We start from the raw sequence: 26,846 nt of genomic DNA, 5'->3' as shown, positions 1-26,846 counted from the left end.
CAACCGCCGGGTGGAGAGCGGCGGTTGGCTCTCCACCCGGCTCCGCTCAACGTCTCCATCCGACGCCTCCACCCGACGTCCGAGGCCCCTCGCCGCCCACCGGCCTACCGTCGAAGACATGACCGCGTTCACGCGCCGCACGGCCGCCGCCGGCGGCCTGTTGCTCTCCCTGGCCCTCCTGCCGACCGCCGTCGCGCCCTCGCCGGCCGAAGCCGCACCCGCCGCCCTCTCCTGGGGCGCCTGCCCGGCGCCGACCCCGAACGCCAACGGCACGCCGTTCCCGCGCGACCCGCGCCAGCAGTGCGCGACGCTGCGCGTCCCCCGCGACTACGGGCACCCCGGTTCCGGCAGCATCACGCTCACCGTCTCCCGGATCCGCACCGCCGACCCGGCCCACCGGCGCGGCGACCTCGTCGTGGTCCCCGGCGGCCCGGGCGGCTCCGGCCTCGACTACCCCGGGGCGGCCGTCGGCTTCCTGCCGCCCGAGGTCCTGCGCTCCTACGACCTGATCGGCTTCGACGAGCGGGGCGTCGGCAACAGCACGCCGGTGCACTGCGACCTGCCGGCCACCGACCGCGCCGCCCAGCTCAACTACCCGTTCCCGGCGCCCGACGGCTCGATCACCGCCAACCTGGCCTACGCCCGCCGGATCGCCGACACCTGCGCGGCCGCCGCCGGCCCGTACCTCGCCGACATCACCACCGCCAACTCGGCCCGCGACCTGGACCGGATCCGGGCCGCGCTCGGGCAGCGCCGGATCTCCTACCTGGGCACCTCCTACGCCACCTACCTGGGCCAGGTCTACGCCAGCCTGTTCCCCGCCGGCGCCGACCACGTGGTCCTGGACAGCACCGTGGCCCCCGGCGGCGAGCAGCAGGCGATCGGCCTGTTCAGCGAGGGCACCGAGGACGCCTTCCCGGCCCTGGCCCGCTATCTCGCCGACCGCGACGCGGCCCTCCACCTGGGCGCCACCCCCGGCGCCGTCCGGGCGAGCTACCTGCGGCTCGCCGCCGAACTCGACCGCGACCCCCTCGTCCTGTCGGACGGCCGGGTGCTGGACGGCGTCAAGCTGCGGGCCGTCACCTACTCCTCACTGAACAACCCGCGCTACTACCCGCTGGCCGCCGCCGTCCTGGAACGGGCCGCCACCCGGTCGCCCTCGGTGTCGGACGGCGGCTCCGGCGGCAACCCGCTCCCCACCGTCATCCCGGACAACTTCGTCGCCGCCCAGGACGCGGTGATCTGCGGCGACTCCGCCTGGCCGCGCGACCCCGCCGGCTACGCCGCGCGCACCGCCGCCGACCGGCGGCGCCACCCCTTGACCGCCGGCATGTCCGGCAACGTCTGGCCGTGCGCCTTCTGGCACTACCGCCCCGAGGAGCCGCAGGTCCGCCCGAACGCCGACGGGCCGCGCGACATCCTGATGCTCCAGAACCGCTACGACCCCTCCACCCCGTACTCCGGAGCCCGCCGGACCCACGCGGCCTTCGGCCACCGCTCCGCCATGGTGACGATCGACGCGACCGGCCACGGCGTCGACTTCACCGACCCCCTCGTCCGCGACCCGCTCACGACCTTCCTCCTCCACGACCGCCTCCCCGGCTGACGTGGCAGCGCCCCTCCCCCGGACCGACGAAGTCCAGGGGGAGGGGCGCTCTTGGGAGCGGGCGCCGCGTGCGTCACCGTCGGTCGCGGGCTACTGCCGGACGAACGACTCCTGACCCGCGTCCACACCGGTCATCTGCAACCGGTCCTGACCGTTTCGCTTCACGAACTGGAAGAACCGCTCGCACTTCAGGTCACCGCTGACGGAGGCCAGCTCGGCGACCGCCCCGGGCCCGGCATCGTCCAGCTTTCCCCGCTTCCAGGTTCCGGTGAACTTCACCGCCGTCGACGAGCTGTCCCCCCGGCACATGGCCGGCAGCAGACTCACTTCCCCGAGCTTGCCGCCTTCCAGGATCTCGATGGAGGCGACACTGGACTTCCAGGAGCCGACGACGGGCGGCGGCTCCTCGGCAGTCGTACACGACACCATCAGCGGGAGGAGCAGGGTCAGTGGCGCGAGTCGGACTCCTCGCCCTCCACCGCCCGTACGTCGCCCCGGGCCCACATGCCCGATCATCGAAGACCTCCCTTGCCTTTTCCCGTCACTCGAAGTCGCTCGGTCGGGCGAAGTCGTTCGAAGCGATGTACTTCCTCGCCTCGTCGAGGATGACGCCCTTGAGTTGCGACTCCGAGGCTCCCTGGTTCGCCGCCGCGATCTTCTCACCCATCTTCCGGCCGTACTCGTTGTTCACCAGGTCCGAGATGTGATCGGCGTACTCATGGCCCTCCCTGGCCCCGAAGGCCTCGTGCGAGTCCGCCACCATCTCGGCATCCTGGCGTCCGTACTTGACCGTGATCATCGCCTGCCAGACGAAGTGCCGGAGGGCGTTCTTACGGGGAGTGTCACCGTCGTCGTCCGGATACTCCGCCGCCGGCGCATTGCCCGCCCACCCCGTGATCTGCTTCACGTCGTAGCAGTCGACCGCACCCAGGTAGGCACAGACCATCAGTTCGGACTTCTTGGCCTTGCCGGTAGCGAACGAGTCGTAGGGCTCGGCCCCCGGGATCTGCGTCTGTCCGGGCTGCGCTTCGTACTTGAAGTTGGTGTTCTTCTTGTACTCCTTCTCCAGCTCGAACCCGTAGGCCCGGCGCGCGGCCCGCTTGTCGCGTTCGAGGTCCGACTGGGACGGCACGCTGCCCACCCAGTTCTTCCCCAACGGCAGCCCCTTGAGCATCATGAACTGCACGAACCCGGCCTCGCGCGCCGGCGCTTCCCGGTTCACCTGGTCGACGACCTTCTGGTAGTTGGGGCCGTTCTGCGTCGTGTCGACCTTGGTGCCCATGTTGGAGCACTTGGCCATTCCGCTCGCGCACTCCTCCAGCGCCATGCCGGTGGGGTCCGTCTTGTTCACCGGGTCGTTGTTGCTGTACCCGTAGGCGTTCCACTGCTGCGGGTCGTCGGGCAGCAGCAACGGGTCCGGGCTGAGGAAGCGGCCGGTGCCGGGCTGGTACTGGCGGGCGCCCAGGTTGGTGAAGCCGGTCGCGTCGTCCTTCAACCCGTTGACGAAGCCCTTGTCGCCGGCCCACGAGGTGCCGCTGCCGGAGCCGCGCAGGACACCGAAGGGGTCGGTCCACCGGCGGTTCACGTTGGTGGTGGCCGAGTCGATGGACAGAGTGCCGGTGCCGTGGTGGTCGGAGAACTGGTACGTCAGCTTGGCCGCACCTTGACGGACCAGGGTCACGCCGCCAGGCATGCTGTAGTAGCGGGTGCCGGTGCTGGTCATGGAGCCGGTGTCGTAGGAGAGTTCGTCGCCGGCGCCGAGGTTGACGGTGACCTTGCCGGGGTTGCGGCGGACCAGCTGGTTGCCGTCCGCGTCGTAGACGTAGGAGGTGGTGGCGCCGCCCTGCTTCATCGTGGCGAGCTTGCCCTCGACGTCCCAGGTCATCTCCGCGCCGTTGGCCGCGTCCACCGCGTTCCAGGTGCGGGAGTCCCACTTCGGGGCCCAGCCGGGTGCGTACACCATGAACTTGCCGTCGTCCTGGACGACCGCGAAGTACTTGCTGTTCGGGCCGACCCACGACTGCGAGGACCACAGCGGAACCCGCTGCGGGTCGTAGACCACGAAGTTGCCGTCGTCCTGCATCGTCGCCCACGCACCCGCATGACCACCGGTACCGGTCGACCACACCACCACACCGCTGCGCAGCGAGGTCAGCACCAGGTTGCCGTCGGTCTGCATGGTCAGCTGCACGCTGCTGGAACGCACGGACTCGCCCGGGTTGAGCACGAAGCCCGCGCCCAGGGTCTTGTTCGCACCCGGGTTGGCGATCTTCGTCGTGTTGCCCGCCGCGTCGTACTGGTAACTCCCCGGCGTGCTGCCGTTGTTCGGGAACGTCGACTTCACGGCCGACGGCGCGTGCGGACCACCCGCACCCGTTCCCGTGTTGCGGCTCCCCGCGGCAGGCACGTCCTGACCGATCGTCAGATCCTTGGACTGGTCGCCGGTCGGGTTGTGCATGACCAGCTTGGTCCGGTTGCCGACCGCGTCGTAGGTGTAGTCCTGCCAGTACGGCGCACTACCGCCCACGGTGGTGGTACCCGCCGTCGAAGCCCCGCTGGTGGGCGTCGCGTTGGCGCAGGCACCCTGCCCGGCGAGGGACGGGGTGGGCTGGTTGAGCCGCCCGGTGTCCGACCACGCCGTGGTGAGCCGGCCCAGGTAGTCGTACGTGAAGCACTGCAGGTCCGTCCGGTCCGGACTGTTGTCCGGAATCGTGCGCACCGCCGTGACCCGACCGGCCGGATTGTAGGCGTAGGTCGTGTTCTGGACCGTACCCGTGGTGGCCGTCTGCTTGTCCACGTACTGCGTCAGCAGGCGTCCGGTCGACTCGTCGTAGGTGTTCGTCGAGACGACCTGGGTCCCCCAAGGGTTCATCGTGTCACGGATGTTGCGCCCGTACGCGTCCCAGTCCGCCTGCCGCAAGTACGTGTACCCGGCTCCGCTCACATCGTTGAGCTGACCATAGGTGTCGTAGTTGTAGTTCACCGCCTCCTGCGCCAGATCACCGGCCGCAGCACGCGTGTCGCTGATGACAGCCCCACTGATCGGGTTGTAAGCGGAGCTGTAGTCGAAACTCACCTGCCCCGTCCTCCCGATCTCGGTGCCCGGGATCGACACGCTCGTCCTGGTCGGCCGGTACCCGGTGTCGAGCTCGGTGACGGTCTTGCTGTACGCCGAACCGCCCGCACCGCCTACGTAGCGGGTCGATCCGGCGGTCTGGCCCTTCGCGACGGTGTCGTACGTGTAACCGGTCAACTGGTTCGCCGGAGCGACCGAACCGTTGAACGTCCCGGTCTTGCGCCCCAACAGGTCGTACGCGATGGCGATCGTCTGGCCCCGCGCATCCGTCGTCGTGGCCAAGCGGCCCGCCGCGTCGTAGGTGCGGGTCGAGACACCGGCGTCCGGATCATCGGCCTTCACCAGACGACCACGCTGGTCGTACGTGTAACTCCAGGTGTTCCCCGCCGAATCCGTCCGGGTCGCCGCCCGGCCGCCCGGCGTGTAGGTGTAGCCGGTGACGTCCGCGTCGGCCTGGTTGCCGGTCGCCGCGGCCGTCCGGTACTGCCACACCTGCGTCTTGCGCCCGCGCGCGTCGGTGACCGTGCTGGTCGCGGTGGCACCGGCGGGCGGCGTGACGTCCACCCGGTCCGCACCGGGGTAGGCCGTCGTCGTCGTGGTCTGCGGCTTGCCCAGCGCCACGAACTGCGAGTTCACCACCCGGCCCAGACCGTCGAACTGCACCACGCTCTGGCTCGGCACCATCGCGCCGTCCGGGATCCACCGGGTCGTGTTCGGCTTGTTGGTGTCCTCGTAGTAGGTGTCGTGGCTGCGGTTCACCCGGCCCTGCGAGTCGTAGAACGTGTCCGTGACCAATCGGCCCTGGTAGGCGGGCGTCGCCGGGTCGCCCTGGGTCTGCACCACCCGGCCCAGGCCGTCCACGATCCGCGTCGCCGTGCCGTAGGCGGCATCACCGGGGCGTAGGGTCTTCGCCGTGACGGTCGACGGCGCCTTGGTGCCGTCCACCGAGTAGTCGTAGGTGAGGTTCGCGCCGACCCCGGTGTCCCGACCGGGCAGCCAGACCGCCCTCAGGCGCCCGAGACCGTCGTACGTCTGAGTGGTCCTACGGCCGTTGGGATCGGTCGAGGTGAGCTGCAGGGCCCGAGCCGGGTCGAGCGTGACGACGGTCTCGCGTCGGGACCCTGCGTCCGGGGCCCCGGCCGGGGCCGGGGTGCCGGTGACCACCTTGTTCGGCAGCTCACCCGGGTTCGCCGAGCTGAACGTCGTGGTGGTGACGGCACCGCTGGGGTTGGCGCTGTCGGTCGCCGTCGGATCGGTCACCGAGGTGACCCGGCCGTATCCGTCGAAGGTACTGGCCGCCGTGGTGACGTACCGCGCCACGCCGTTGGCGTCGTAGCCGTCCAAGGCCTGGACCCCGGTCACCTCTCCCTTGCTGCCGGCAGTGCCGAACCCCTGGCCGTCGTAGAGCGTGCGCGTGTCGGAGACCGTGTTGGACGCGTTCGCGTCCGCGGTGCAGGCGTTGGCACCTGAGATGACGAACTGCTCGGAGACCAGCCCTGTGACCAGGGGGTTCGCGGCTGCCGCGTAGCGGTAGCGGGTGCACACGTCCGGCGTGCCGTCCGCGGTGCTCAGCGAGGTGGTGACCCGGTTGTTGTTCGTGGGATCGGTGGTCGTCACCGTCGAGTTGGTGCGGGTTCCGGCGGTCGTGGTGGTGGTCGTCGCCACGGCGGACCTGGTGGCCGCGTACTGGGCAATCAGGTCCGGGAGGCCGGTCCGCGCGTGCCTGGCGGTCGGCTTCAGGTCTTGGCTGCGTTCGTAGCCGTAGACGGTGTACGAGAGCGGCGAACCCGCAGCGGCGGAGGCATCGGCGTAGCTGTCCGACTCCAGGACGCGGCCGGTCAGCCACTCCTCGTCGGGCTTGGCACCACTCTTCGCCCCGGCCACCGACGCGGCCCTGGGCTTGCCGTCGGCCTTGAGGTCGCCGTTCATGCCCTGGTAGTAGCTGGTGGTCGTCTTGCCCTGCGGTGCGTCCTTGCCCGATCCGGTGACGGCGGTGACGCTGGCGAAGCCGCGGAACTGGTCCCAGGTCCGGTAGTCGGCTTCCAGAACGGCGCTGTCGTTGCGGTGCCAAGCGGCCGGGCCGTAGGTGTAGGAGGTGGTCATCGGCACCGAACCGGCGACCAACTTGCCGTTCGGGTCGACCGTCACCGTGTCCACGGGGTAGCGCAGGAACCAGTCGTCCACCGTGCCCTGGACCTGGGTGTCGAACCACTTCACGTTGAAGCAGGGCATCGTATTGCTGTCGGCCGAGGCCGGCATCCGCCCGGCCGTCCGTGAGCAGGACTCCTTGGTGTACGACACCGTGATCGTGCCGCCGGTCTCCGTGGTGATCACCGCCAGGCGCGGCCGGTTGTAGCGCGGGCGCGCCGGCACCAGGCCGTCGACCCGGTTCGGCACCAGCAGGTCGGCGAAGGTCACCTCCGGCAGCGGCTGCTCGGTCTGGCCGTTGGCGGTGTCCTTGCCCGTCCGCTTCACCGACTGCAACCACGCGATCGGCGCGTTCTCGGTCGCGTTCTGCGGCGACTTGAACACGTGGACGAAGTCGTACTGGTCCACCGGCCGGTAGGAGCCGGAGGAACGGACCGAGGTGGTGAGGGAGTTCAGCCACTTCGTCGACCAGTACGTCGGAGCGAAGTTGGTGCACGCGCCGGTGTCGGAGCACTGCTTGTCCACTGGCACGTCCGGCCAGTTGGTCGCGTTCGCGGCCGTTCGCTGCGACGGGTCGCAGGCGGTCGCGCCGGACAGGCAGCGCTCACCGAGCCCGAAGTCGATCTTCGCTGCGGACTGGTACCCGCCGTTCGCGCCGAGCTGGTCGGACAGCAGTTGCCCGTAGCCGATCGAGGACAGCGCCCCACCGCGGGTGTAAGCGGTGAGCTCACCCTTCCGGCCGTTCTGCCCACCGCCACGGGCGTACCAGTTGGTCTCTGGAGCGTATGAGTACGTGGTCAGGTTCCCGTGCGCGTCCACGACGAAGTCGAGGTTCCAGCGCCAGGCCGTCTGACACCACGAGGCCTTCCCCTTGGAGGCGTCGTAGCAGGGGTCGCCCGCGTTCGGAGAATAGACCGGCACGGTCCACGCCGACTTGCTCTCCGGGCCGGCCTTGCTCGGCGAACCGTTCGCCGCCGGCAGCTGATTGAGGCCGAAGTAGTACACCGTGCCGGAGGTCGTGTCCGTGACCTTCAGGTACGAGCCGTTCCAGGTGCCGTTGTTCGCGCCCGTGAGGAACTCGACCTTCGTCCCGTCGTCACGCTTCAACCGCCAGGTGCACCTGGACTGTTCGTCGGCCGCGGCGCCTCCGGCGCAGGACGGATCATCGGGCACCAGCTCACCGGAATGCCCGCCGAGCGACATGGTCAGGTTCGCACCGGCCCAGCACTGGTCGCCCGAGCCGGGGATGCCCGCCTTGTCACAGCCCCGGTACTGCCGCTCCACGAAGCCGGCACCGAAGTCCCAGCCGTCGCCGATCCACGACGCCTGCGCATTGGTCGAGGCCGTCTTCCCGTCGACCGACGCCGAGTCGTAGCCGAGCGCCAGCGAGGGAGCGCCGCCGCCGAGGGTCGGCGGAACCGCGATCGGGTAGCTGTAGGTGAACGAGCCGGACGAGTTTCCGGCGGCCCAACTCTGGCTCGGGGCCATCGGGGTGGCACTGTAGGTGCCGGTCCCGCTCTCCGGGGCGGCATCGAGCGCCAGCAGCAGCTTGGGTGCGGCAACCGCCGACCCGGCCGACTGCGACTCCGCACGCGGACGGGCCCTGGAGGCGTCCACGGCGGGCAGGTCCACGTCCGCGATCAGCCGTTCGGCCTGGTCGTCGTAGTGCGAAGCGACGGGTGTGCGCACCCGACAGGCTTCGGCTTCCGGTGTGGTCAGCGCGCATTCGGGCAGCAGGACCAGCCTCGCCCGGTGAGCGAAGTCAGCCCCGTACCCGACCGGATCGAGGTCGACCCCGATCCGGACCTTGGCCGCTTCCGTCGCCTCCGCACGGGACAGCGTCACCAGCGCACCGGGCGCACCGGCGCCGGGCGCGGTGGTCCCGTCCGCCACCTGGACCTGTACCGAGGCAACGGGATCGGCCGGCGCGACCGGCGCCAGCCAGACCGGCAGGTCACCCGCCTGCTTCGACGCCCCCTTGTCCAGGCCCACCACCGCACTGCCGGTCTTCAGGCGCGGTGCGGCCTTGGGCGGCACCCAGTTCGGCGAACCGGTCTGCGGTGTCGACGCCTTGGGCTCGTCCGCCCTCCCGGGGACCGAGGCGGTCTTCGCCAGCGGCGTGTTCGGCGGCGTCCAGATCCCGTCCTTGGCCCCGCTCGACGCCGCCGCATAGGCGGGCGCCAGCGGCGACACGAGGGAGGCCAGGATCACCACCGTGCTCACCAGCGCCAGTCGGGACCGGGCCCGCCCGGGCGGCGCCCCCTCCCGGTCCGGCACTCGCCGGAAGCGGACATGATCGATCAACATCCCTACCCCCTTGCACACTGACTGCCTGTCATCCACGGGAAGCGCACGAACGGATGACCCCGGCGGAGAGTAAAGGGAAGGGAAGTGCCAGGTCTAGGGAATTTAAGATTCGACCACCACGTGACGCACATCATGGCCGGCGTGAATCGGAAACCGCCGGACCAAAGTGGACACGAATGCAGAAACCCTCAGTTGACTTCCCTTTTGCCGGACACGGTAGTTTGTCCGGGGCGCGGCGGTGCCGGCGCGAAGGGGCGCGGAGAGGTCGCGGCTCGCCGTCGCGCGTCCCGGCCGTACCCTTCTCGACTTACGGCACTTTCAACCGCGATGAGGTAGCCGACAGCCGCGGTACCCCCATGAGTGCAAGAGGCACATCCCATGAACACGGCGGAGAGCGGACCCGTCGGTGGAACGGCTAACGGCGTGGCCGCCCCCCGATAGCGGGGGCGGCCACGCCGTGGGCAGGTGTCACAACCGGGCTCAGAAGCCGAAGACGTCCCCGGTGTACTTGGTCAGCGTGCTGCCGTTGGCGTAGGTGTGGGACCAGGTGACGGCGGTGGCGCCCCAGTTGCCCTGGGCGGTGGCGGTGACCGGGGCCTGCTGGGCCGTGGGCAGCCAGGTCGGGTGGACCAGCAGCTTGGCGAAGTCGCCGTTGACGCCCGCCAGTTCGCTGCAGGCGGCGGTCGGGTCGGCGACCGTGCCGGTGCCGGTGACGGTTAAGCCGGCGCCGGACTGCACGGCGGTACAGGACAGGTCCGCCGAGGCGGTGTTGCCGGCGGCGTCGGTCCTGGTCAGGTGGACCGAGCCGAGCTGCGTCGCGTCCGTGGTGAGGGCCTGGGCGGTGCCGGTGGTGAGGATCACCGTGGCCGCGCCGGCCGCGAGCAGGCCGGTGACCACCGTTGCGATGCGTCGCATGAGCAGTGCCTTTCCTTCGTGCTGCCCGGGCCATCCGTGCCCGGGCAGGCTGTGGGCACCACACAACCAGCCGGAGGTGCGCGAGGAGTGAAGATCACCCGAACTTCTGTGTCAGGTTCACGCCAATCATTTCGGCCACCCCGCCGGCGGGTACGGCTCACGCCTCCAGGCACAGCGCCGGAGTGCCCGTGGTGCGGGTGAGGAAGTGCAGCAGGTGGGCGAAGCCGCGGGCGTCGTCGATGGCCTTGTGGGTGTGCGGGACGTCGCCCAGCCAGTGCGGCGGCAGCTTCGGCGAGGCCAGGTCCGCCGGCGGGCGGCCGGTCAGGGCCGCCGTGTAGGTGCGCAGGCACAGCGCCGGGCCGTGGAAGAGGCGGTCCTCCTCGTACGGCCCCTGGTGCAGTCCGTACGGGGTGAACCGGCGCAGGTAGTAGTCGATCCACGTCCCGTCGAAGGAGACCGGCGCGGCGGCGAAGGCCCGCGGCCCGGGCAGTGACCGGACCCACTCCACGTAGCCGGCCATCACCTGGGCGACCGGCTGCGGGTCCACGGTCGCGGCCTCCCAGGTGCCCGGCTCGGAGTCGAACCACTCCTTGGTCCGCGGGTTCGGCGCAGCCCCGGGGAGCGGTTCGAGGACGGCCTCGAACTCGCCGAAGGTCCGCCCGTCCGTCGTCGTGGCGACGGAGGCGAAGGACCGCATCGAGTTGGCGCCGGCCCACGGGCCGTCCACCTCGATGTCCGTCACCACGTAGGTCCAGTCACTGGGTTCAGTCATGCTCCCGACGCTACCCGTGCCCTCCCGGCGCCCTGGCTCCGGTCGTCAGGTGTCCAGGGCGTGGCCGGTGGTCGCGTCGACGTGGGCCGGGACGGGGTCGTGGCGGTCGCCGACCGTGGGGGTGCCGGTGGGTTCGAACATCAGGATCGCGGCGCCGTCCGGGGCGGACGGCTTGTGCTCGGTGCCGCGCGGGACGGTGAAGACGGAGCCCTTCGGGAGCAGCACGGTGCGTTCGCCGGCGGGTTCGCGCAGGGAGATGCGGAGTTCGCCGTCGAGGACGAGGAAGAACTCGTCGGTGTCGTCGTGGGCGTGCCAGACGTGTTCGCCGTGGACCTTGGCGATCCGGACGTCGTAGTCGTTGACGCGGGTGACGATGCGGGGGCTCCACAGGGCGTCGAAGGAGGCCAGGGCCTGGCCGAGGGCGATGGGTCGGTTGCTCATGCGCCCATCCTGGGCCGGCCCGCCCGCCCGGCGTGAGTGCTAGACATGGCACATGTCGCAAGGATCCTCGCAGCCGCAACCACCGCAGCAGCCGCACCCCCCGACGGCCGGCCCGCACCGGGTGGTCGTGATCGTCGACGCCAACTCGAACCCCTTCGAACTCGGCTGCGCCACCGAGGTGTTCGGTCTGCGCAGGCCGGAGGTCGGCCGCGAGCTGTACGACTTCCGGCTCTGCTCCCCCGAGCCCAGCACCCTGATGCGGGACGGGTTCTTCACCCTCACCGGGGTCGCCGGCCTGGAGGCGGCCGACACGGCGGACACCCTGATCGTCCCGAACCGGCCCGACGTCGAGGTGCCGCGCCGCCCCGCCGTACTGGAGGCCGTCCGGCGGGCGCACGCGCGGGGCGCGCGGCTGGTCGGGTTCTGCAGCGGCGCCTTCACGATGGCCGAGGCCGGGGTCCTGGACGGGCGGCGGGCCACCGCGCACTGGCAGTGGGCGGACGACTTCCGGGCCCGCTTCCCGTCCGTCCGGCTCGAACCGGACGTGCTGTTCGTGGACGACGGCGACATCCTGACGGCCGCGGGCAGCGCGGCCGCGCTCGACCTGGGCCTGCACGTGGTGCGCCGCGACCACGGTGCCGAGATCGCCAACGCGGTGAGCCGTCGGCTGGTCTTCGCGGCCCACCGCGACGGCGGGCAGCGGCAGTTCGTGGAACGGCCGGTGCCCGAGCGGACGGACGAGTCACTGGCGCCGCTGCTGGCCTGGGCGCAGGAACGGCTGGACGCACCGCTCACCGTCGCCGACCTGGCGGTGCGCGCGGCGGTCAGCCCGGCCACGCTGCACCGCCGGTTCCGCGCCCAGTTGGGCACCACACCGCTGGCCTGGCTCACCGGGGAACGGGTGGCCCTGGCCTGCCGGCTGATCGAGCGGGGCGAGTCCCGGATGGAGGTGGTCGCGCGCCGCAGCGGACTGGGCACGGCCGCCAACCTGCGGGTGCTGGTGCGCCGGGAGACGGGCATCTCGCCGTCGGCCTACCGGCACCGGTTCGGGCCGGAGGCGTCCCCGCGGGCGGAGCCCGCTCCGGCCCGGACACCACCCCCCGGGACACCACCCCCCGGGACGGCGGGCACCGGGCCAGCGGGCACCGACCCGCTCAGTCGGTGATCCCGACGAGGAAGGCCGCGAGTGCGGCGTGCAGCGCCTCCGGCCGCTCCAGGTGCAGGTCGTGCCCGGTGCCGGGGATGCTGACGGCCATGGTGGCGGGGCCCCGCCGGAGCATCTCATCGGCCTCCGCCGCCGGGACGAACCCGGACTGGCCCAGGACGACCAGCGTGGGGCAGGCGATCCGCGCCCACTCCGCCAGGAAGGACCGCTGGGTGAGCTCCGTCAGCGAGTCCACCATCACGTCCCGGTCGAAGCGCGGCCACCAGCCGCCGTCGCGTTCCTCCAGCCCGGCCGCCCAGCCCGCGCCGACCGATCCGCCGCCGAGGAACTCGACGGCCGCCTCGCGAGCGGGGAAGGGCGTCGGCCAGGAGTCGAGCCAGTCGCCGACCTCCCCGGCCACGTCCGGGTCGGGCCCGCCCGGGCCGGCCTCGACGAGTACCAGCCCGCCGACGAGTCCGGGGTGCGCGGCGGCGGTCAGCATGGCCGTGTGCCCGCCGAGCGACTGCCCGGCCAGGACCGGCCGTCGCAGCCCCAACTGCTCGACGACGGCCACCACATCGGCGACGTAGGCGGCACGGGAGACCTCCGGCGGGCGGCGCTCGCTCGCGCCGTGTCCGCGCTGGTCGACCGCGACGACCCGGTGGCGGGTGCTCAACTCCGCTGCCACCGCGTCCCATTCACCCGCGTGCCCGGCCAGCCCGTGCAGCAGCACGACGGGCCGGCCCGGCCCGGCCCAGTCCCGGCAGACGAGCCGGACACCGTCGTGCGACACCAGCCGCTCGGACCATCCCACGTCGGGCCGCGCCACGCCGGTCCCTGCCTCACCGGTCCGTGCCTCGTCGGTCCCTGCCTCGCCGGTCCGTGCCTCGTCGGTCGGTGCCTCGTCGGTCCGTGCCTCGTCGGTCGGTGCCACGTCGTCGTACCTCCAGCGAATCGGGCGGACCCCGATCATGTCGCAACGCACCCTGCCGATCAACGGAGTTGCCCGTTCCGCAGCGCCGGGCCCCGGCCGGCACTCCGCCGGTGGAGCAGCCAGCCGACCAGCACCACGAGGCCGGTCACCGGCCAGGTCGAAATGCTCAACGGGCCGGCCAGCAGCGGGTCGACGATGCGGCCCGAGACCTCGCGGGTCAGCGGCAGCGTGAACTCGTTGAGCGACAGGTGCGCCGCGACGGCCGCCCACACCGACCCGGTGGACAAGCGGATGGCGGCGATGACCGTACCCAGCAGCATGGCCGTCACCACGGCGACGGGTATGCCCAGCAGCACCGAATGGCCGGGGTAGCTCCCGCCGAGCGCCGTCATCGGGACGTGCCAGGCTCCCCAGATCGCGCCGCCGATCAGCAGGCCGCGGGCCCGGCCGTACGGCAGCAACCGGGGCAACAGGTAGCCCTGCCAGCCGAGTTCCTCGCCGAAGTACAGCGGTACGGACACCAGCGCGCTCAGCACCAGCGGCACGACCGTGCCGGGCCCGGGCAGGTGCGCGGGGGCGTACCAGCCGGTGAGCGTGGCGACGGTCAGCCCGGCCGCGGTGAGGCCGAGCGGGATCGTCAACGCGACGGCCACGGAACGGAGTTCGTGCCGCCAGGGAGTGGACCGGGCGAGCCCGAGCAGCCGCAGGGCCTGGCGCGGGCCCCGGCCGCGCACGGTGAGGCCGAAGGCGGTCAGGGCCGGCACCAGCATCATCAGGACCATGCACACCGCCGCCAGCCGTGGCGTCCCCTGCGCCGCGCTCGTCCGGCGGAGGCCGTCCAGCCAGAGCGGGACCATGGTGATCCAGGCGCCGACGAAACTGATCGTCAGGAACAGCACCAGCTCGGAGCGCGAGCCGTCCGAGGTGTTCGTTCGTTTCATGGCCGTGACGCTACGAACCGCGAGGGGGCCGGGACGATCGTGCAGGCGCGTCGACCGATGGTGTAGCACGCTCCACTGCGTCGGGAGCCCGAGGAGGGGAGACTGGCCGCCGTGAACGACACTTCGATGACGCGGGCGTCGCGGGCGGGCGCGGCGCGCTCGGCCCGTGCCGCCGGGTACTGCGCTGCCGTGTTCGTCCGGGGGCTGGCCCTGCTCGTACTGGTGCCCGTCCTCCTGTACTCGGCGGCGCTCTGCCTGGTCGGCGTGGGCCTGCTCGTCCTGCCGCCCGAACTCCGGCTGCTGCGGTGGCTCGCCGACGGCGAACGCGCCCTCCTGGGGCGGTGGACGGCGAACTCTCCGGCACCGGCCGGACCGCACCCGCGCAGGCGCCTGGGGGCGGTCCTCTCCGATCCGGCGACCGGCCGTGACCTGCGCTGGGCGGCCGTCATGGCGGTCGTCGGCACCGCGCTCGGGCTGCTCGGCACGGCGCTGTTCCTGTTCCCGGCCGCCGTGCTCGCGCTCGTCGGCCTGTGGTGGCTGTTCCCGGCCGACGATCCGATCAGGCCGCTCCTCAACGTCCCGGTCGACAGCTGGGGGTCCGCGCTCTACGCCGGGGTCCCCCAGTTCCTGCTGAGCGCGCTGCTCGCCCTGTTCGGCCTGCCCCTGCTCGCCAGGACGGCGGCCGCGCTGAGCCGGTGGCTGCTCGCCCCCTCGGCCGCCGCGGTCCTCGCCGAGCGCGTGTCCACGCTGGACCGGACCCGTACCGGAGCGATCGCCGCGCACGGCGACGAGCTGCGCCGCATCGAGCGGGACCTGCACGACGGCACCCAGGCCCGGCTGGTCACCCTCGCCATGCAACTCGGGCTCGCCGAACGGACGCTCGGCTCCGACCCCGCCGCGGTGGGCCCGCTGCTGACCCGGGCCCGGGAGGGCGCCGAGGAGGCGATGGCCGAACTGCGCGACGTGCTGCGGTCCGTCTACCCGCCGGTCCTCGCCGACCGGGGCCTGGCCGGCGCGGTCTCGGCGGTCGTCGCCCGCTGCCCGGTGCCCGCCACCGTGGAGGTCGGTGAACTCGGGGACGTACCGGCCCAGATCGAGGTCGCCGTGTACTTCGCCGTCACCGAGGCGCTCACCAACGCGGCCAAGCACGCCGACGCCGGCGCCGTGACCGTCACCCTGGCCAGGACGGGCGCCACCCTGCGGGCGGAGATCACCGACGACGGCCGGGGCGGCGCGGCCGAGGCCGGGCCCGACGACGGCACCGGGCCGCGCGGAGCCGGACCGCACGGCACCGGACCACGCACCGCCGGACCACGCGGAACCGGACCACGCACCGCCGGACCACGCGGAACCGGACTGCGCGGCATCCGGCAGCGCGTCGAGGCCGTCGACGGCGTCCTGCTGGTCCGGAGCCCGGCCGGCGGCCCCACCGTGATCACCGTGGAGTGCCCGTGCGCATCGTGATCGCCGAGGACAACGCGCTGCTCGCGCAAGGACTCACCGCGCTGCTGGAGGCCCTGGGGAACCAGGTGCTCGCCACCACCGGGGACGCCGCGTCCTTCCTGACGGCCGCCGTCACCCACCGGCCGGACGTGGCCGTGGTGGACGTCCGGCTCCCGCCCTCCTTCACCGACGAGGGCATCAGGGCCGCGCTGCACGCCCGGGAGCGCGTCCCCGGGCTGCCGATCCTCGTGCTCTCCCAGTACGTCGAGGACACCTACGCCCGGGAGCTACTCGCCGACGGCACCGGCGTCGGCTACCTGCTCAAGGACCGGGTCGCCCGCGTCGACGACTTCCTCGACGCGCTCCACCGGGTCGCGGCCGGCGGCACGGCGCTGGACCCGGACGTGGTCCGGCAGCTGCTCGCGACAACCACCGACCCGCTGTCCCGGCTCACCGAGCGCGAACGCGAGGTCCTCGCGCTGATGGCCCAGGGGTACGGCAACTCCGAGATCGCCGCTCGCCTCGTGGTCACCGAGCGGGCCGTGCACAAGCACGTCGGGAACATCTTCCTGAAACTCGACCTCCCGCCCGAGGACAGCGGCGACCGGCGCGTCCTCGCCGTCCTCACCCACCTCGGAGCCCCTCAGCGACCCTCAGCACCGGGCCCGGCGTCCGGGGTCGTGACCAGGTCCGACGGATCGGTGTTGGCCCCGCACAGCACCACGCAGACCTTCTCGCCGGGCTCGGGCCGGTAGCCGCCCGCCTGGCCGCCCAGCGCCGCGAGGGCGGTGGCGGCGCCGTGCTCGACGGCCACCCGGCGGTCGTCCCACAGGGCACGGCGCGCGCCGACGATCTCCTCGTCCGGCACCAACACACTCCGGACGCCGCCCAGTTGGGCGACACCCAACGCCGTGGCCGAGACCCGCCGGGCCCCGAGCGAGTCCGCGGCGACCGAGTCCACCGGCACGTCGACCGGACGGCCCGCCGCCAGCGCGGCGTTCAGCGCCCGGGAGTTCCCCGGCTCCACCGCGACCGTCCGCACGCCGTGCTCCCGTGCGGCGGTGGCGACCCCCGCGAACAGCCCGCCGCCGCCGACCGCGACCACCACGGTGTCCAGGCCCGGGATCCGGTCCCGGATCTCCTCCAGCAGCGTGCCCGCCCCGGCCGCGATCAGCGGGTGGTCGTAGGCGTGCGCCGCGAGCGCACCGCCGACCGCCGCGAACTCCGCGCAGGCGGCCTGGGCCTCCGCGTACTCCGAACCCACCAGCCGCACGTCGGCGCCGTAGCCGCGCAGCTTGGACACCTTCACCGCCGGCGCCGTGGCCGGCACGAACACCGTCGCCCGCACGCCCAGCTGCCGGGCCGCCCAGGCACACGCCAGCCCGGCGTTCCCGCCGGAGGCGATGGTCACCCCCGCGTCGGGCAGGGTGCCGGCCTCCCCGTGGGCCCGGAGGAAGTTCTGCGCACCACGGGCCTTGAACGACCCGGTGTGCTGCATGAACTCCAGCGCCAGCCACAGCTCACCGGGCTCCGTACGCTCCTCGACCGCCGCCAGGGCGACCGGGCGAACGTGCCCGGCGATCCGCTCCCCGGCGGCTTCGATGTCGCCATAGGTGAGTTCGCGCATGTCCCTGCTCCCTTGTCGTTCGACCGCCACACCGACCGCCACGTCGACCGCCCTCGACGCCCTGCGTCGCGACGCACGACTAGCACCCGGCACCGGCCCACCCTAGGGTGTGTCTGACCATTCCCGCCGGGCGCGCGACGCCGGGGCACGCACCTCGCCGCGTTGTCGTCGGTCGCCAATGCGCTGCATTGGGCTCCCTCCTCCGCCTTGCGATGCACGCACCCCAACGCCGCGCGCTGATCCGACGCGAATGGTCAGACACACCCTAGATCAACAACCCCCGGGCCGGCCCGTCCCCCGTCGAGGTGGATCGTGAACGACGGAGGGCCCCGGCGATCGGCCGGGGCCCTCCGCATCGCGCAGCCGGAGTCGCCGGGTCAGGAGACGCGCTTCAGCTGCCAGGCGTTGTTGTTGAAGCTCGGGTTCGACCAGGCGACGCAGCTGCTGGTGTAGTACGAACCGGTCTGGACCCAGCCCGCCGGCGGGTAGGTGGTGCTGCAGGCCTGGACCACGGTGCCGACGGGCAGTCCGGTGAGCTGCTTCACCTGCTTGATGTTCGGGCTGAAGCTCTGCGTACCGCAACTGCTGCTGTAACCCCAACTCACATCGACGGAGCCGGCCGGGGTGAGAGTGCTTCCGCACATGGTCGTGACGTCGCCCGGGGCGGCCTGGGCGGGCGCCGCGGCCAGGGCCAACATCGCCGCGGTGCCGGCGATGGCCATACAGGTGGTACGGAGGCGAATCATGGGCGGTGGCTCCTTCTGATCGGGGGTGGCCGGTCAGGCCGTGGAGCTATTCCTATGGTTTGATCATCGGTTTCGGATAGCGACTTTCCGGCCTAAAGATCCACCGCGCAGACCCCCACCGAAAGCCTCGCCGGACTGCAGCTGCCCCCTTCGCCCGGTTCCTGCCCGACCCCTGGATACGGCACCGGCGGACAGTCGAACCGGCCCGCCGAACGCACTGCTCGGCGGGCCGGCAACAGCGGGCCCCAATCGCCTGATACGGCGTGTGCTCTGCTGGAGCAGGCACTCGATCAGCTGGGCGCGACCTGGTACGCCACCGGCGTGGATCGCATCCGAGAGGCCCGCCGGGCGCTCGCGAGCCGGCAGGACCCGAACTCGGTCCGGCGCGTCGACGACCGCCTCTACTCCCGGTCGGCGACGGTCAGTTCGCTCCAGAGACAGCCTTCGCGATGAGCTCCGGCAGCTGGCTGAGCGAGTCGATCCGGAAGGTCGCCCGATCAGCAGCGGGATCGTGCTGCTGGATCCAGCCCCACGGCCCCCGGCGGATCAGCGCGGTGCACATCCCGGCCCGGGCAGCGGGGAGGACGTCGTTGTCGAGGCGGTCGCCGACGTAGAGGATCTCCTCCGGTCGCGCCGGGACCGCTTCCGCGACCCGCTCGAAGAACGCCGGATCCGGCTTGCTCGCGCCCCAGTCGTCGGAGGTGCCGATCAGGTCGACGTCGTCCGTGAACAGCCGGCGAAGGATCGCGCCGGCCCGCACGGTCTGGTTACCCGCGATCGCGAGCCAGAGGCCGTCCGCCCTCAGCCGTGCGAGGGCCGGGCGGACATCGGGGTACAGATCCTCCTCGTCGAAGGTTTCGGGCTGACCGGCCACCGCCCGCTTCTCGCGCTCCTCGTACAGGTCGAAGCCCGGTCGGAAGACCTGGAAGGCCTCACGGTAGTCGCGGCCCTGCGCGATCACGGCGCCGAACTGCGCGACGAAGGTGTGCCGAGGAACGCCCAGCCAGTCCGCCCAGGTGCCGTACTCCCGGGTCTCGTCCACCAGGCACTCGCCGACGTCGAACACCACTGCACGGATCATGACGGCAGCCTAACGAAGCCAGGTGCCTGCCGCGCCCGGGCGCCGGGCGCGGCAGGCTCATTGTCAAGGCGCTCAGTGGCGGTGGTGGTTGTCGGGTTGGGCCGGGTCGCCGGGGTGTTCCAATCCCTCGACCAGGGTGAGGCGTTGGGCCCGCTCGTGGTCCAGCCAGCGGACGAACTCCGCCCTTCGCGCGGCCTCCCGGAGGGCCGGGGTGGGGTCGGGGTTCCGGGGGACGGCCAGGGTGGCGAGGAGCATCGCCGTCCAGGGGCCGACGGTGACCCACTCACCCGGTGGGGCCTCCCGAAGCGCCTCGGCGAGGGCCTCCGGGAGGGTGTCGGGGTCGGCTTCGAAGCCGCCGTCGGGGAGGGCGAGGTGCCAGCGGGTGGTCGGTGGGCGGGCGGTCACGGCGCGGTAGTGGGCGACGTCGGCGGCGGACGGCTCGATGCCGGCGGTCACGGATGCGTAGACGGCACGGACGGCCGCGCTGCCCTCGTAGGCGGCCGCCGTGATGGAGCCGAGTTCGACGGCCGCCTGTTGGTCGAGGCGGGACGGGCCGGGGGCGACGACCGGGAGGCCGCGTTCGGCGGCGACCGTCTCGCAGAGGGCCTCGGTCAGCAGCACCTGGGCGACCCACCGGGTGAGCTGCCGGTCCTCCGAACTGCCGGGCAGGGGGAGGGCGGTGGATCGCGGGCCGCCCCGCAGGGCGGCGAGGCGGGCGTCGAGGGCGGTGCGCGGGAGGGGGCGTCCGTCGAGCAGGCCGAGGGTCATGCCTCCACCACCAGGGCGACGGTGGGGGCGTACTGGCAGCGGCCGAACCACATGACCTTGGCGAGGGCCCAGTACGCGCCGGGGTCGAGGGACTCGGGGGCGGTGACGGCGAAGTCGACGGTGACGGCCGAGTCGGCGGGGACGGCGAAGCCGCGCACCGGGTCGGCGACGGCCTCCCACGTCCCCCACGGGGAGACCAGTTGCAGCTCGCCGCGGATCTCGCCGCTGGTGCGATTGGTGAGGGTGAGCCCGAGGGTGGCCCGGCCGCCGGGCGCCACCCGCAGGGTCTCGGCACCGACGTCCACGGACAGCCCGGTGTCGCGGCCGGTCGTCGCCTTGGTGCCCTGGGCGGCCGTCCAGTCCTCCGGGGCGTCGCCGGGGACCGGCAGCAGCGCGGGGAGGTCGCCGACGGCGATGGTGACCACGTCCTCGACCGCCTGTCCGTCGTGCTCGATCCGGACGGCGGCGAAGTGCAGCCCGGGCCGGGCGTCGGCCGGCGGGGTGAGGGTGACCGGGAAGCGCAGGTGGCCGTCGGGGGCGAGCCGGTACGGGCGGCTGGCGAGGCTGGTCGCCCAGCCCTCCGGCGGCAGCACGACGGCCGTGCCCTCGACGGCGGCGTCCCGCAGCTGGGAGGAGAGGGCGACCGAGAGCGTCACCGGCTCCCCCGCCGTCCGCAGCAGCCCGGGCGAGGCGCCGACCGACACCGGCAGGTAGCCGAGCGGCGCCGGGCCCCGGTTGTGCAGCCAGTAGCGGGCATGGACGGGCTGGGCGGGTTCGGCGACCGGGCCGAGTACCGTACCCCCGGCCGTGCCCCCGGGCCGGGCCGAGACGCCGGGCGCGGCGAGCAGGGTGGTGATCGACGAGCCGGGCAGGTCCAGCTCGGCCGGGCCGAGGGGGCGCTCCAGCAGGTCGGCCGCCCGCAGGTCGGTCAGCCCGAGCGCACCGCCGAGTGCCGCCGTCCGGCCGAGGCCAGTGGATTCGACCAGCCGCACGGTCAGCTCGGGTCCGACGGGCGCCGCCGAGCCGTGGGCGATCGGGTTCCCGGCCGGCTTGAGTGCGCCGAGCAGCACCTCGCGCTGCGGTTCGACCCGCAGCCAGGACAGCGTGGCGGGCAGCGGGCCGTCCTGCGGCGCGGCCAGGATCCGCGCGTACAGCGGGTGGTTGAACTCCTGCCCCCGCGCGGGCAGTGCCTGCGCCCGCCAGTCACCGTCACCGCCGACCAGGGCATAGCCGAACTCGTGGGTCCAGTGCTGGAGTTGGAAGGAGGCGCCGTCGGGCAGGGTGCGCCGGGGCGGGTCGATCCACACCCCGGACGGCCAGCCGGTGCAGGAGCGCATCAGCGACAGGTGCAGCGCGCCGGTGGTGTCCACCGCGAAGCCGGGCAGGCCGAAGCTGAGCAACGCCACGGTGTGGTCGGCGAGTTCCTCCGACTCCGGCACCGGCACAGGCACCGGCACCGGCACCGACACCGGCTCCGACACCGTCATCGGGCAGACGGCGGTGATCCGGGCGTCGGCGAGGTCGTCCACCAGGGCCGGCACATCGGCGACCACCAGGGCGGGCAGGGAGCGCAGGTCCCGCAGGTCCGCGTCGGGCCGCCACACCTCGGCCAGCGGTGTCAGCGCGGGCACCCACACCGCGCCGTGCGCCTTGAGCGCGGCCGCGTACTCCTCGCCCGTCCGGTCGATCAACTCCTTTGCCGCGTCGTTGACTTCCGGGCCGCCGACGACGATCCGGAAGTCCGGCAGGTTGGAGTCGACGTCCAGCCAGCCGTACCGCGCCCAGTCCGCCCCCGAGGTGGTGGCGGTGACGCCGACCCGGGCCAGCGCGACCAGCAGCGGACGGGCGTCGGCGGCGTCGTCCAGGGTCGGGACGACCACCTCGGCGACGCCGAGCGCGCGCGAGCCGATGACCTCGCCGGAGGCCGAGGTGAGCTCCGCCCGCGCGGTGGCGCCCAGCCCGAACCAGGTGTTGGCCGGGTTGTCCAGCGTCCACGGCGCCTCCGCCGAGTCCACGTCCGGCATCGCGAAGCCGCGCCCGACGACCGCGCCGGCGACCTCGCTGACCGGCAGCCCGCCGGGGACGTCCACCGGGAAGCGCAGTCGCAGCAGCCGGTCGGCGCCGGAGTAGTCGACCGCCCTGGTGCGGCAGTCGACCCGGTCCAGCCCGCGCCACAGCGTGACCGTCTGCTCGTAGCGCAGGCCGTCGACCGTCCCCGCGATCACCAGCCGCTCGCCGAGCGGCCCGGTCTCGCGGCGCACGGAACCGGCGCCGTCCCCGGAGCCGACCACCGGCCCGCTCGGCACCAGGTGCCACGGGCCCTCGCCGAAGTCGGGGTGCTGCGGGTACTCCTCGTACACCCGCAGTTCGTTGCCGATCCGACCCTCCTGGATCAACTCCCGTTCGTGCAGCAGGTCGTACACCGATCCGAGCCCGCCGCCGCGCGCCGGGTCGGCCGTCACCCGGTACCGCTCGTTGGCGATCACCACGCCCTCGGCCTCGGCCCACGCCGGGGCCGAGGGCTCCCCGGGCAGCAACCGCCAGGTGCGCCAGCCGAGCGCGGGCACGTCGGCGGCCAGGAACCGCAGCACGCCCCGGTCCACGGCGCTCGGCACGGCCGCGCCGGTGTCGTCCACGACCCGCACCGACCTTTCACCGGACGGGAGTTCGACCGAGACCAGATCCGTCCGGTCGAAGGACAGCGTGTTGGTCACCACCAGAGCCGAGCCGACGCCCGCCGTGGAGGTGCCCGCCGAGCCGACGCCCGTCGTGGAGATGCCCACCGTGGAGATCCGCGCCGTCAGCGCGTCCAGCGCCGCGTCCCGGACCGCCGAGGCCAGGTCGTACGCCTCCCGCCAGCCGCCCAGCAGGTCCAGGTACACCTGGTCCGACTCCGAGCCGGTGATCGCGTCGTGGTGGGCCCCGTAGGCGAGTTGGCGCCACACCTTGTCGAGCGCGGCGGCCGGGTAGGCGCCGAGCCCGTTGACGACGGCCAGCGCGGCGAGCTTCTCCGCGTCCACCGCCGCGACCTCGCCCGCCCGTTGGGCCTGCTTGGTGTCGATGTAGGAGACGTCCTTGCCGGTGTACACCGGGTTCATGTCGCGGGTCTGCGGGCTGGGCCGGCGCCCGGTGGCGGCGAGTTCGGCCCGGACGGCGTCCAGGAAGTCGCGCGGGGTGGCGCAGACGAAGCGCGGCCACAGGTACTTCTCGGGCCAGGAGCGGTGGATCGCGGTGACCCACTTGTTCGGCGGGGTGTAGTCCGTGCCGACCGGCAGCAGCAGGTTCCTGGTCGCGCCGACCGGCTTGAGCTTGCGGTACAGCTCGTACACCGCTTGTTCGGCGGCGGGGAGGTCGGGCGAGGAGTCCATCCACCAGCCGGCCGAGTAGTGGTGCGGCATGTAGTGGGTGAGCACGCCCTCCCCGCCGGGCGCGATCCACTCGAACTCGCTGGGGAACTGCATCACCCGGGCGTCGTCCTTGCCCTGGCGGAAGTTCTTCTGGATCGGGCCCCACTGGTGGAACGGCCCGCGGGCCCACGCGCTGCCGGTGAGGCCGGCCGCGGCGAGGTGGCCGGGGAACTGCGGGTCGTGGCCGAACACGTCGAGCTGCCAGGCGGTCTGCGGGTCGCCGCCGAGGATGTCGCGCTGGTAGCCGATGCCGTGGACGATGTTGCGGATGGTCGTCTCGGCGCCGGTGAGGTTGGTGTTGGGCTCGTTGTAGGTGCCGCCGACGAGCTCGACCTGCCCGCGCTCCAGCAGCGTGCGGAGCACCGCGCGCCGCTCCGGGTGCTGGTCGAAGTACGGTTTCAGGTAGTCGACCTCGGCCAGCACGAACTTGTACACCGGGTCCCGCAGGGCCAGGTCGAGGTGGGCGTCGACGAGGGCGAAGCCGTTGCGCTCCCAGAGCGGCCGGGTGGTGGCGTCGGCGCCGAGCAGTTCCCACGGCGAGGTGTAGGCGGCCTGGGTGTTCCACCAGACCGGGTCGTAGTGGAAGTGGGAGACCAGGAACATCGTCCAGCCGGGCTCGGCGACCTCCACGACACCGGCCGCCTCGCTCCCCACCACCCTCACCGTGACGGGAAGTTGCGCGCCGACGGACGCTCCGGTGATCTCCAGGGGGACGTCGACCAGCCCCGTGCCGGTCGCCTCGCCGCGGACGCCCGTCCCGCTGACGGTGATCGGGGCGGCCGGCCCCTCGACCGTCACCCGCAGGATCTGGCGCGGGGCGTCCTCGGGGCCGACGAACAGGTCGGTGCTCTCGACGGCGGTGATGGTGGTGACCGGCACGGGGGGTGGTCCTTTCGGTACGGAGGCCTACGCGGTGACGGAGGCCTACCCGGTACGGAGATGCGGTGCGGACGCCTACTGGCCCCAGGCCTCGAACTCGTAGATCCGGGCGGCCGGATCGCCGCTCTGGGTGGGCTTGGTGACGACCAGCCGGACGTAGCGGGCGGTGGTGTCCACCGGATGGGTGGTGGTGCCCGCGGTGTTGCCGGTCACGGTGGCGACGGTCGTCCACGGGTCGGTGCTCTTCACGCGGGTCTGGAGTGAGAAGTCCCGGGTGTTGTACGCGGCGCTCTCCCCGCCCGCCTGGGCGTGCCGGACCACGAACCTGTTCAGCTTCTTCGCCGAACCGAGGTCCACCTCCAGCCACTTGGCGGCCGTCAGCGTGCACCACTTGTCGCTCGTGCCGCCGTTGACGCTGCCGTTGACGGCCTTGGCCGGGCCCTCGTTGGCGTTGCACTGGCCGGAGGCGGTGGCGGGGCGGTTGAGCGCGAGGTCGGTCGAGCCGGTCGGCGGGGTGGCGTTCCAGCCCACGGTGGTGGAGGCGACGGCCGAGTGCCCGTAGGTGGTGGACACCGCCTCCACGTCCAGCGTGGTGGCGGCCTCGGTGCCGGCCCGGTCCAACCGCCCGACGTAGTAGGCGTCGTTGGGGGTGGCCCCCAGGAAGGTCCGGCTGCCGTCCGGGTTGCGCCGGTACACCTCGTAGTGGTGGACGTTGCCGCCGGGGGCCGCCGTCCAGGACAGTCGCAGCGACTGGCTCGCGCCGGCCGTCACGTCGCTCGCGCCGAGCACGGTCAGCCCGCTCGGCGCGGCCGGGCTCTCCACCGTGCCGTCGTAGAGGGCGACTTGGCCGACCCGCAGGTCGTAGGCCGGGTCGTTGCCGGTGACCTGGAGGGCGAGCTGGGCGATGGTGCGGCCGGCGTACCGGGAGAGGTCGAGGGTGTGCCGCTCCCAGCCCGTCCCGGTGTTGCTCCCGACGTCCACGGTGGTGAAGCTGCCCGGGGCGTCGGTGAAGGAGACGGCGGCCTTGAGCCTGGTCGGGCCGGCGGCCGGGGTCTTGACCACCAGGTCGAGCTTGGTGTTCGCGGCGACCGGCAGCCGGGTCTGGTAGAGCCGGACGGTGTTGGTGGCGTCCAGGGTGCCGGTCAGCCGCAGCGAGGAGCCGCCCTGGTAGGCGTCGGTGAAGTCGACGGACGGGCTGAGCCTGCTGCCGGTGGAGTCGACCACCCAGCGGTAGGTCGGCGGGACGTCCTGCAGCGAGAGGTTGTTCCACCCGCCGGTGGCGACCCGGGTGCCGGCCGCGTTGTAGAAGTCGCCCTGGCCGGTGTCGAAGTTGGTGACGAAGGGCTTGGCGGTGATCGGCGAGGACTCGGCGACGTAGCCCGCCAGGCCGGGCCACCCGGACGAGAGGTCGACCTTGGACGGGTCGTTGTTGGCGCCGACCCAGTAGCGGGCGTCCTTGGCGTAGAAGTCGGCCCGGTCGGTGGCGGACTTCCAGGTCCACTCGGGGCGGTAGAGGCCGAGCGAGGTGGTGTGCGGCTGCCCGGACGGGAAGAGGGTGTTCCAGTCGACGGAGGTGTTGTAGCCGTTCGCCTCGGTGTCGATGCCGGAGTACAACTCGTACTCGCTGCGGCCGAGTTGCCGGGCCAGGGTGCGGGAGGAGTCCAGGCCGTCCTGGCTCCAGCCGAAGTTGAGGAACATCGAGTCCGAGGTTCTCTTCGAACCGTCTTGCAGGAACGGTGAGTTGGCGGAGGTGAGGGCGTTCTGCCAGTCGACCGCACCGGAGGTGGTCATCGCGTCGTACCACATGAAGTCGGTACCGCTCTGCGCCTTGGTGTACTGCATCAGGTTGCGCACCTCGCCGGCCAGGCCCGAATCCCCGCCGCCGGTCTCCTGGTTGATGAACCAGCCGTCGAAGCCGTAGTACTGGGCGGCCTGGGCGAGCTTGTCGGCGACGGGGTAGCGGTTGCCGGACTTCTGGACGAAGTCGCGCACCCACTGGAGCTGGCCGCCGTACGCGGCGGGCGGGAAGAAGACGGTGCCGTAGACCTTGACGCCGTTGCGGTGGGCGGCGTCGATCACCGTCGGGTTGGGCGCGAGGATCAGGCCTTCCCCGGCCGAGCCGCCCCAGAACACCAGCTTGTCGACGTACTGCCAGTAGCCGAAGGCGTAGTAGTTGGGGTCGGCGGAGCCCTGGGAGGGGTTGTTGGAGGTGGGGCCGAAGGAGACCAGTGAGGCGATCTTCCCTTCGCCGGCGCGGGCGTTGGGGTTGGCGGCCAGGGCAGGGTCGCTGGTGCGGGGCTGGAGCGGGACGCGGGAGCGGTTGAACCGGGCATCCGGGTCGGTGGCCGGATCCCAGCTGAGGATCGTGCTGGGGTACCAGTAGGAGGCGTACGGCTGGCTGCCCGGGCCGGCGGGTGCCGTGGGCAGCGGCGCGGCAGCCGTGGGCGGCGGCGCGGCGGCCGTCACGGGTGCGGCCCAGGCGGAGGGCGTGGCGGTGAGTGCGGCCGTCGCGAGGACTGCGCTGAGCAGCAGGGGTAGGCGTCGTGACATGCGGGGGCTCCGATCGGGCGGAGGGGTGGGGGCGGGCCCGCCGTCGCGGACGGGGGCCGGC

The 26,846-nt window shown here is 72.5% G+C and carries 17 protein-coding genes; 4 read left to right on the top strand and 13 right to left on the bottom strand.

Annotated features, from left to right (window positions below):
* The first annotated feature begins 118 nt into the window (after nucleotides 1–118).
* Nucleotides 119–1,606: an alpha/beta fold hydrolase gene (locus tag ACFXOZ_RS10165; RefSeq protein ID WP_380589095.1), complete on the top strand. Its 1,488-nt coding sequence runs from the start codon at nucleotides 119–121 to the stop codon at nucleotides 1,604–1,606.
* A gap of 90 nt (nucleotides 1,607–1,696) precedes the next feature.
* Here ACFXOZ_RS10165 and ACFXOZ_RS10160 read toward each other — a convergent pair whose 3' ends face one another.
* From ACFXOZ_RS10160 to ACFXOZ_RS10140, 5 genes are all read right to left on the bottom strand, one after another.
* Nucleotides 1,697–2,122 (bottom strand): hypothetical protein, encoded by a 426-nt coding sequence (locus tag ACFXOZ_RS10160; protein ID WP_380589093.1) that lies wholly within the window; start codon nucleotides 2,120–2,122, stop codon nucleotides 1,697–1,699.
* Between the two features lie 25 nt (nucleotides 2,123–2,147).
* Nucleotides 2,148–9,137 carry an RHS repeat-associated core domain-containing protein gene (locus ACFXOZ_RS10155; protein ID WP_380589091.1) on the bottom strand — a complete coding sequence of 2,330 codons (6,990 nt, stop codon included), beginning with the start codon at nucleotides 9,135–9,137 and terminating at the stop codon, nucleotides 2,148–2,150.
* A gap of 480 nt (nucleotides 9,138–9,617) precedes the next feature.
* Nucleotides 9,618–10,052, bottom strand: coding sequence for an SSI family serine proteinase inhibitor (locus ACFXOZ_RS10150; protein ID WP_380589088.1), 435 nt, complete (start codon nucleotides 10,050–10,052; stop codon nucleotides 9,618–9,620).
* Between the two features lie 157 nt (nucleotides 10,053–10,209).
* Nucleotides 10,210–10,824, bottom strand: a complete 615-nt coding sequence (locus ACFXOZ_RS10145) for a hypothetical protein (RefSeq protein ID WP_380589085.1) — start codon at nucleotides 10,822–10,824, stop codon at nucleotides 10,210–10,212.
* Nucleotides 10,825–10,869: 45 nt separating this feature from the next.
* The gene (locus ACFXOZ_RS10140) at nucleotides 10,870–11,265 is read right to left on the bottom strand and encodes a cupin domain-containing protein (protein WP_380526381.1); all 396 of its coding nucleotides are present in this window, start codon (nucleotides 11,263–11,265) and stop codon (nucleotides 10,870–10,872) included.
* 52 nt (nucleotides 11,266–11,317) lie between these two features.
* Between ACFXOZ_RS10140 and ACFXOZ_RS10135 the strand changes: the two genes are divergently transcribed.
* Complete coding sequence (locus ACFXOZ_RS10135) at nucleotides 11,318–12,430, top strand: GlxA family transcriptional regulator (RefSeq protein ID WP_380526383.1); 1,113 nt, start codon at nucleotides 11,318–11,320, stop codon at nucleotides 12,428–12,430.
* On the opposite strand, the gene ACFXOZ_RS10130 is transcribed toward ACFXOZ_RS10135, so the two are convergent.
* Nucleotides 12,420–13,223: an alpha/beta fold hydrolase gene (locus tag ACFXOZ_RS10130; RefSeq protein ID WP_380589117.1), complete on the bottom strand. Its 804-nt coding sequence runs from the start codon at nucleotides 13,221–13,223 to the stop codon at nucleotides 12,420–12,422. The genes ACFXOZ_RS10135 and ACFXOZ_RS10130 overlap by 11 nt on opposite strands.
* Before the next feature lie 179 nt (nucleotides 13,224–13,402).
* On the bottom strand, nucleotides 13,403–14,284 hold the full coding sequence (locus ACFXOZ_RS10125; RefSeq protein ID WP_380589082.1) for a CPBP family intramembrane glutamic endopeptidase: 882 nt from the start codon (nucleotides 14,282–14,284) through the stop codon (nucleotides 13,403–13,405).
* Between the two features lie 111 nt (nucleotides 14,285–14,395).
* Between ACFXOZ_RS10125 and ACFXOZ_RS10120 the strand changes: the two genes are divergently transcribed.
* Nucleotides 14,396–15,748, top strand: coding sequence for a sensor histidine kinase (locus tag ACFXOZ_RS10120; protein WP_380589079.1), 1,353 nt, complete (start codon nucleotides 14,396–14,398; stop codon nucleotides 15,746–15,748).
* Entirely contained in the window at nucleotides 15,736–16,482 is a 747-nt protein-coding gene (locus tag ACFXOZ_RS10115) for a LuxR C-terminal-related transcriptional regulator (protein WP_380589076.1), read from the top strand. The genes ACFXOZ_RS10120 and ACFXOZ_RS10115 overlap by 13 nt, the downstream gene beginning before the upstream one ends.
* On the opposite strand, the gene ACFXOZ_RS10110 is transcribed toward ACFXOZ_RS10115, so the two are convergent.
* From ACFXOZ_RS10110 to ACFXOZ_RS10085, 6 genes are all read right to left on the bottom strand, one after another.
* Complete coding sequence (locus ACFXOZ_RS10110; RefSeq protein ID WP_380589074.1) at nucleotides 16,371–17,354, bottom strand: serine/threonine dehydratase; 984 nt, start codon at nucleotides 17,352–17,354, stop codon at nucleotides 16,371–16,373. The two genes, ACFXOZ_RS10115 and ACFXOZ_RS10110, sit on opposite strands and share 112 nt — an antisense overlap.
* A gap of 377 nt (nucleotides 17,355–17,731) precedes the next feature.
* A complete protein-coding gene (locus tag ACFXOZ_RS10105; RefSeq protein WP_380525383.1) occupies nucleotides 17,732–18,100 on the bottom strand; it encodes a hypothetical protein in 369 nt (122 codons plus the stop codon).
* Nucleotides 18,101–18,521: 421 nt separating this feature from the next.
* The gene (locus ACFXOZ_RS10100; RefSeq protein WP_380589071.1) at nucleotides 18,522–19,181 is read right to left on the bottom strand and encodes an HAD family hydrolase; all 660 of its coding nucleotides are present in this window, start codon (nucleotides 19,179–19,181) and stop codon (nucleotides 18,522–18,524) included.
* Nucleotides 19,182–19,253: 72 nt separating this feature from the next.
* The gene (locus ACFXOZ_RS10095) at nucleotides 19,254–19,949 is read right to left on the bottom strand and encodes a hypothetical protein (RefSeq protein WP_380525384.1); all 696 of its coding nucleotides are present in this window, start codon (nucleotides 19,947–19,949) and stop codon (nucleotides 19,254–19,256) included.
* A complete protein-coding gene (locus ACFXOZ_RS10090; protein WP_380589068.1) occupies nucleotides 19,946–24,235 on the bottom strand; it encodes an NEW3 domain-containing protein in 4,290 nt (1,429 codons plus the stop codon). Before ACFXOZ_RS10090 ends, ACFXOZ_RS10095 begins: the two co-directional genes overlap by 4 nt.
* A 75-nt stretch (nucleotides 24,236–24,310) precedes the next feature.
* Nucleotides 24,311–26,785, bottom strand: coding sequence for a discoidin domain-containing protein (locus ACFXOZ_RS10085; RefSeq protein WP_380589065.1), 2,475 nt, complete (start codon nucleotides 26,783–26,785; stop codon nucleotides 24,311–24,313).
* Nucleotides 26,786–26,846: the final 61 nt, after the last annotated feature.

Origin of the sequence: Kitasatospora sp. NPDC059160 (genome assembly GCF_042755465.1) — a bacterium.
Classification (GTDB): Bacteria; Actinomycetota; Actinomycetes; order Streptomycetales; family Streptomycetaceae; genus Kitasatospora.
The sequence above is the reverse complement of the archived record's forward strand: the minus strand, read 5'-3'. Positions and strand labels throughout refer to the sequence as shown.

Coding starts and splice junctions, on each gene's coding strand:
- ACFXOZ_RS10165 (WP_380589095.1), top strand. CDS start 119: ATGACCGCGTTCACGCGCCGCACGGCCGCCGCCGGCGGCCTGTTGCTC.
- ACFXOZ_RS10160 (WP_380589093.1), bottom strand. CDS start 2,122: ATGATCGGGCATGTGGGCCCGGGGCGACGTACGGGCGGTGGAGGGCGA.
- ACFXOZ_RS10155 (WP_380589091.1), bottom strand. CDS start 9,137: ATGTTGATCGATCATGTCCGCTTCCGGCGAGTGCCGGACCGGGAGGGG.
- ACFXOZ_RS10150 (WP_380589088.1), bottom strand. CDS start 10,052: ATGCGACGCATCGCAACGGTGGTCACCGGCCTGCTCGCGGCCGGCGCG.
- ACFXOZ_RS10145 (WP_380589085.1), bottom strand. CDS start 10,824: ATGACTGAACCCAGTGACTGGACCTACGTGGTGACGGACATCGAGGTG.
- ACFXOZ_RS10140 (WP_380526381.1), bottom strand. CDS start 11,265: ATGAGCAACCGACCCATCGCCCTCGGCCAGGCCCTGGCCTCCTTCGAC.
- ACFXOZ_RS10135 (WP_380526383.1), top strand. CDS start 11,318: ATGTCGCAAGGATCCTCGCAGCCGCAACCACCGCAGCAGCCGCACCCC.
- ACFXOZ_RS10125 (WP_380589082.1), bottom strand. CDS start 14,284: ATGAAACGAACGAACACCTCGGACGGCTCGCGCTCCGAGCTGGTGCTG.
- ACFXOZ_RS10110 (WP_380589074.1), bottom strand. CDS start 17,354: ATGCGCGAACTCACCTATGGCGACATCGAAGCCGCCGGGGAGCGGATC.
- ACFXOZ_RS10105 (WP_380525383.1), bottom strand. CDS start 18,100: ATGATTCGCCTCCGTACCACCTGTATGGCCATCGCCGGCACCGCGGCG.
- ACFXOZ_RS10100 (WP_380589071.1), bottom strand. CDS start 19,181: ATGATCCGTGCAGTGGTGTTCGACGTCGGCGAGTGCCTGGTGGACGAG.
- ACFXOZ_RS10095 (WP_380525384.1), bottom strand. CDS start 19,949: ATGACCCTCGGCCTGCTCGACGGACGCCCCCTCCCGCGCACCGCCCTC.
- ACFXOZ_RS10085 (WP_380589065.1), bottom strand. CDS start 26,785: ATGTCACGACGCCTACCCCTGCTGCTCAGCGCAGTCCTCGCGACGGCC.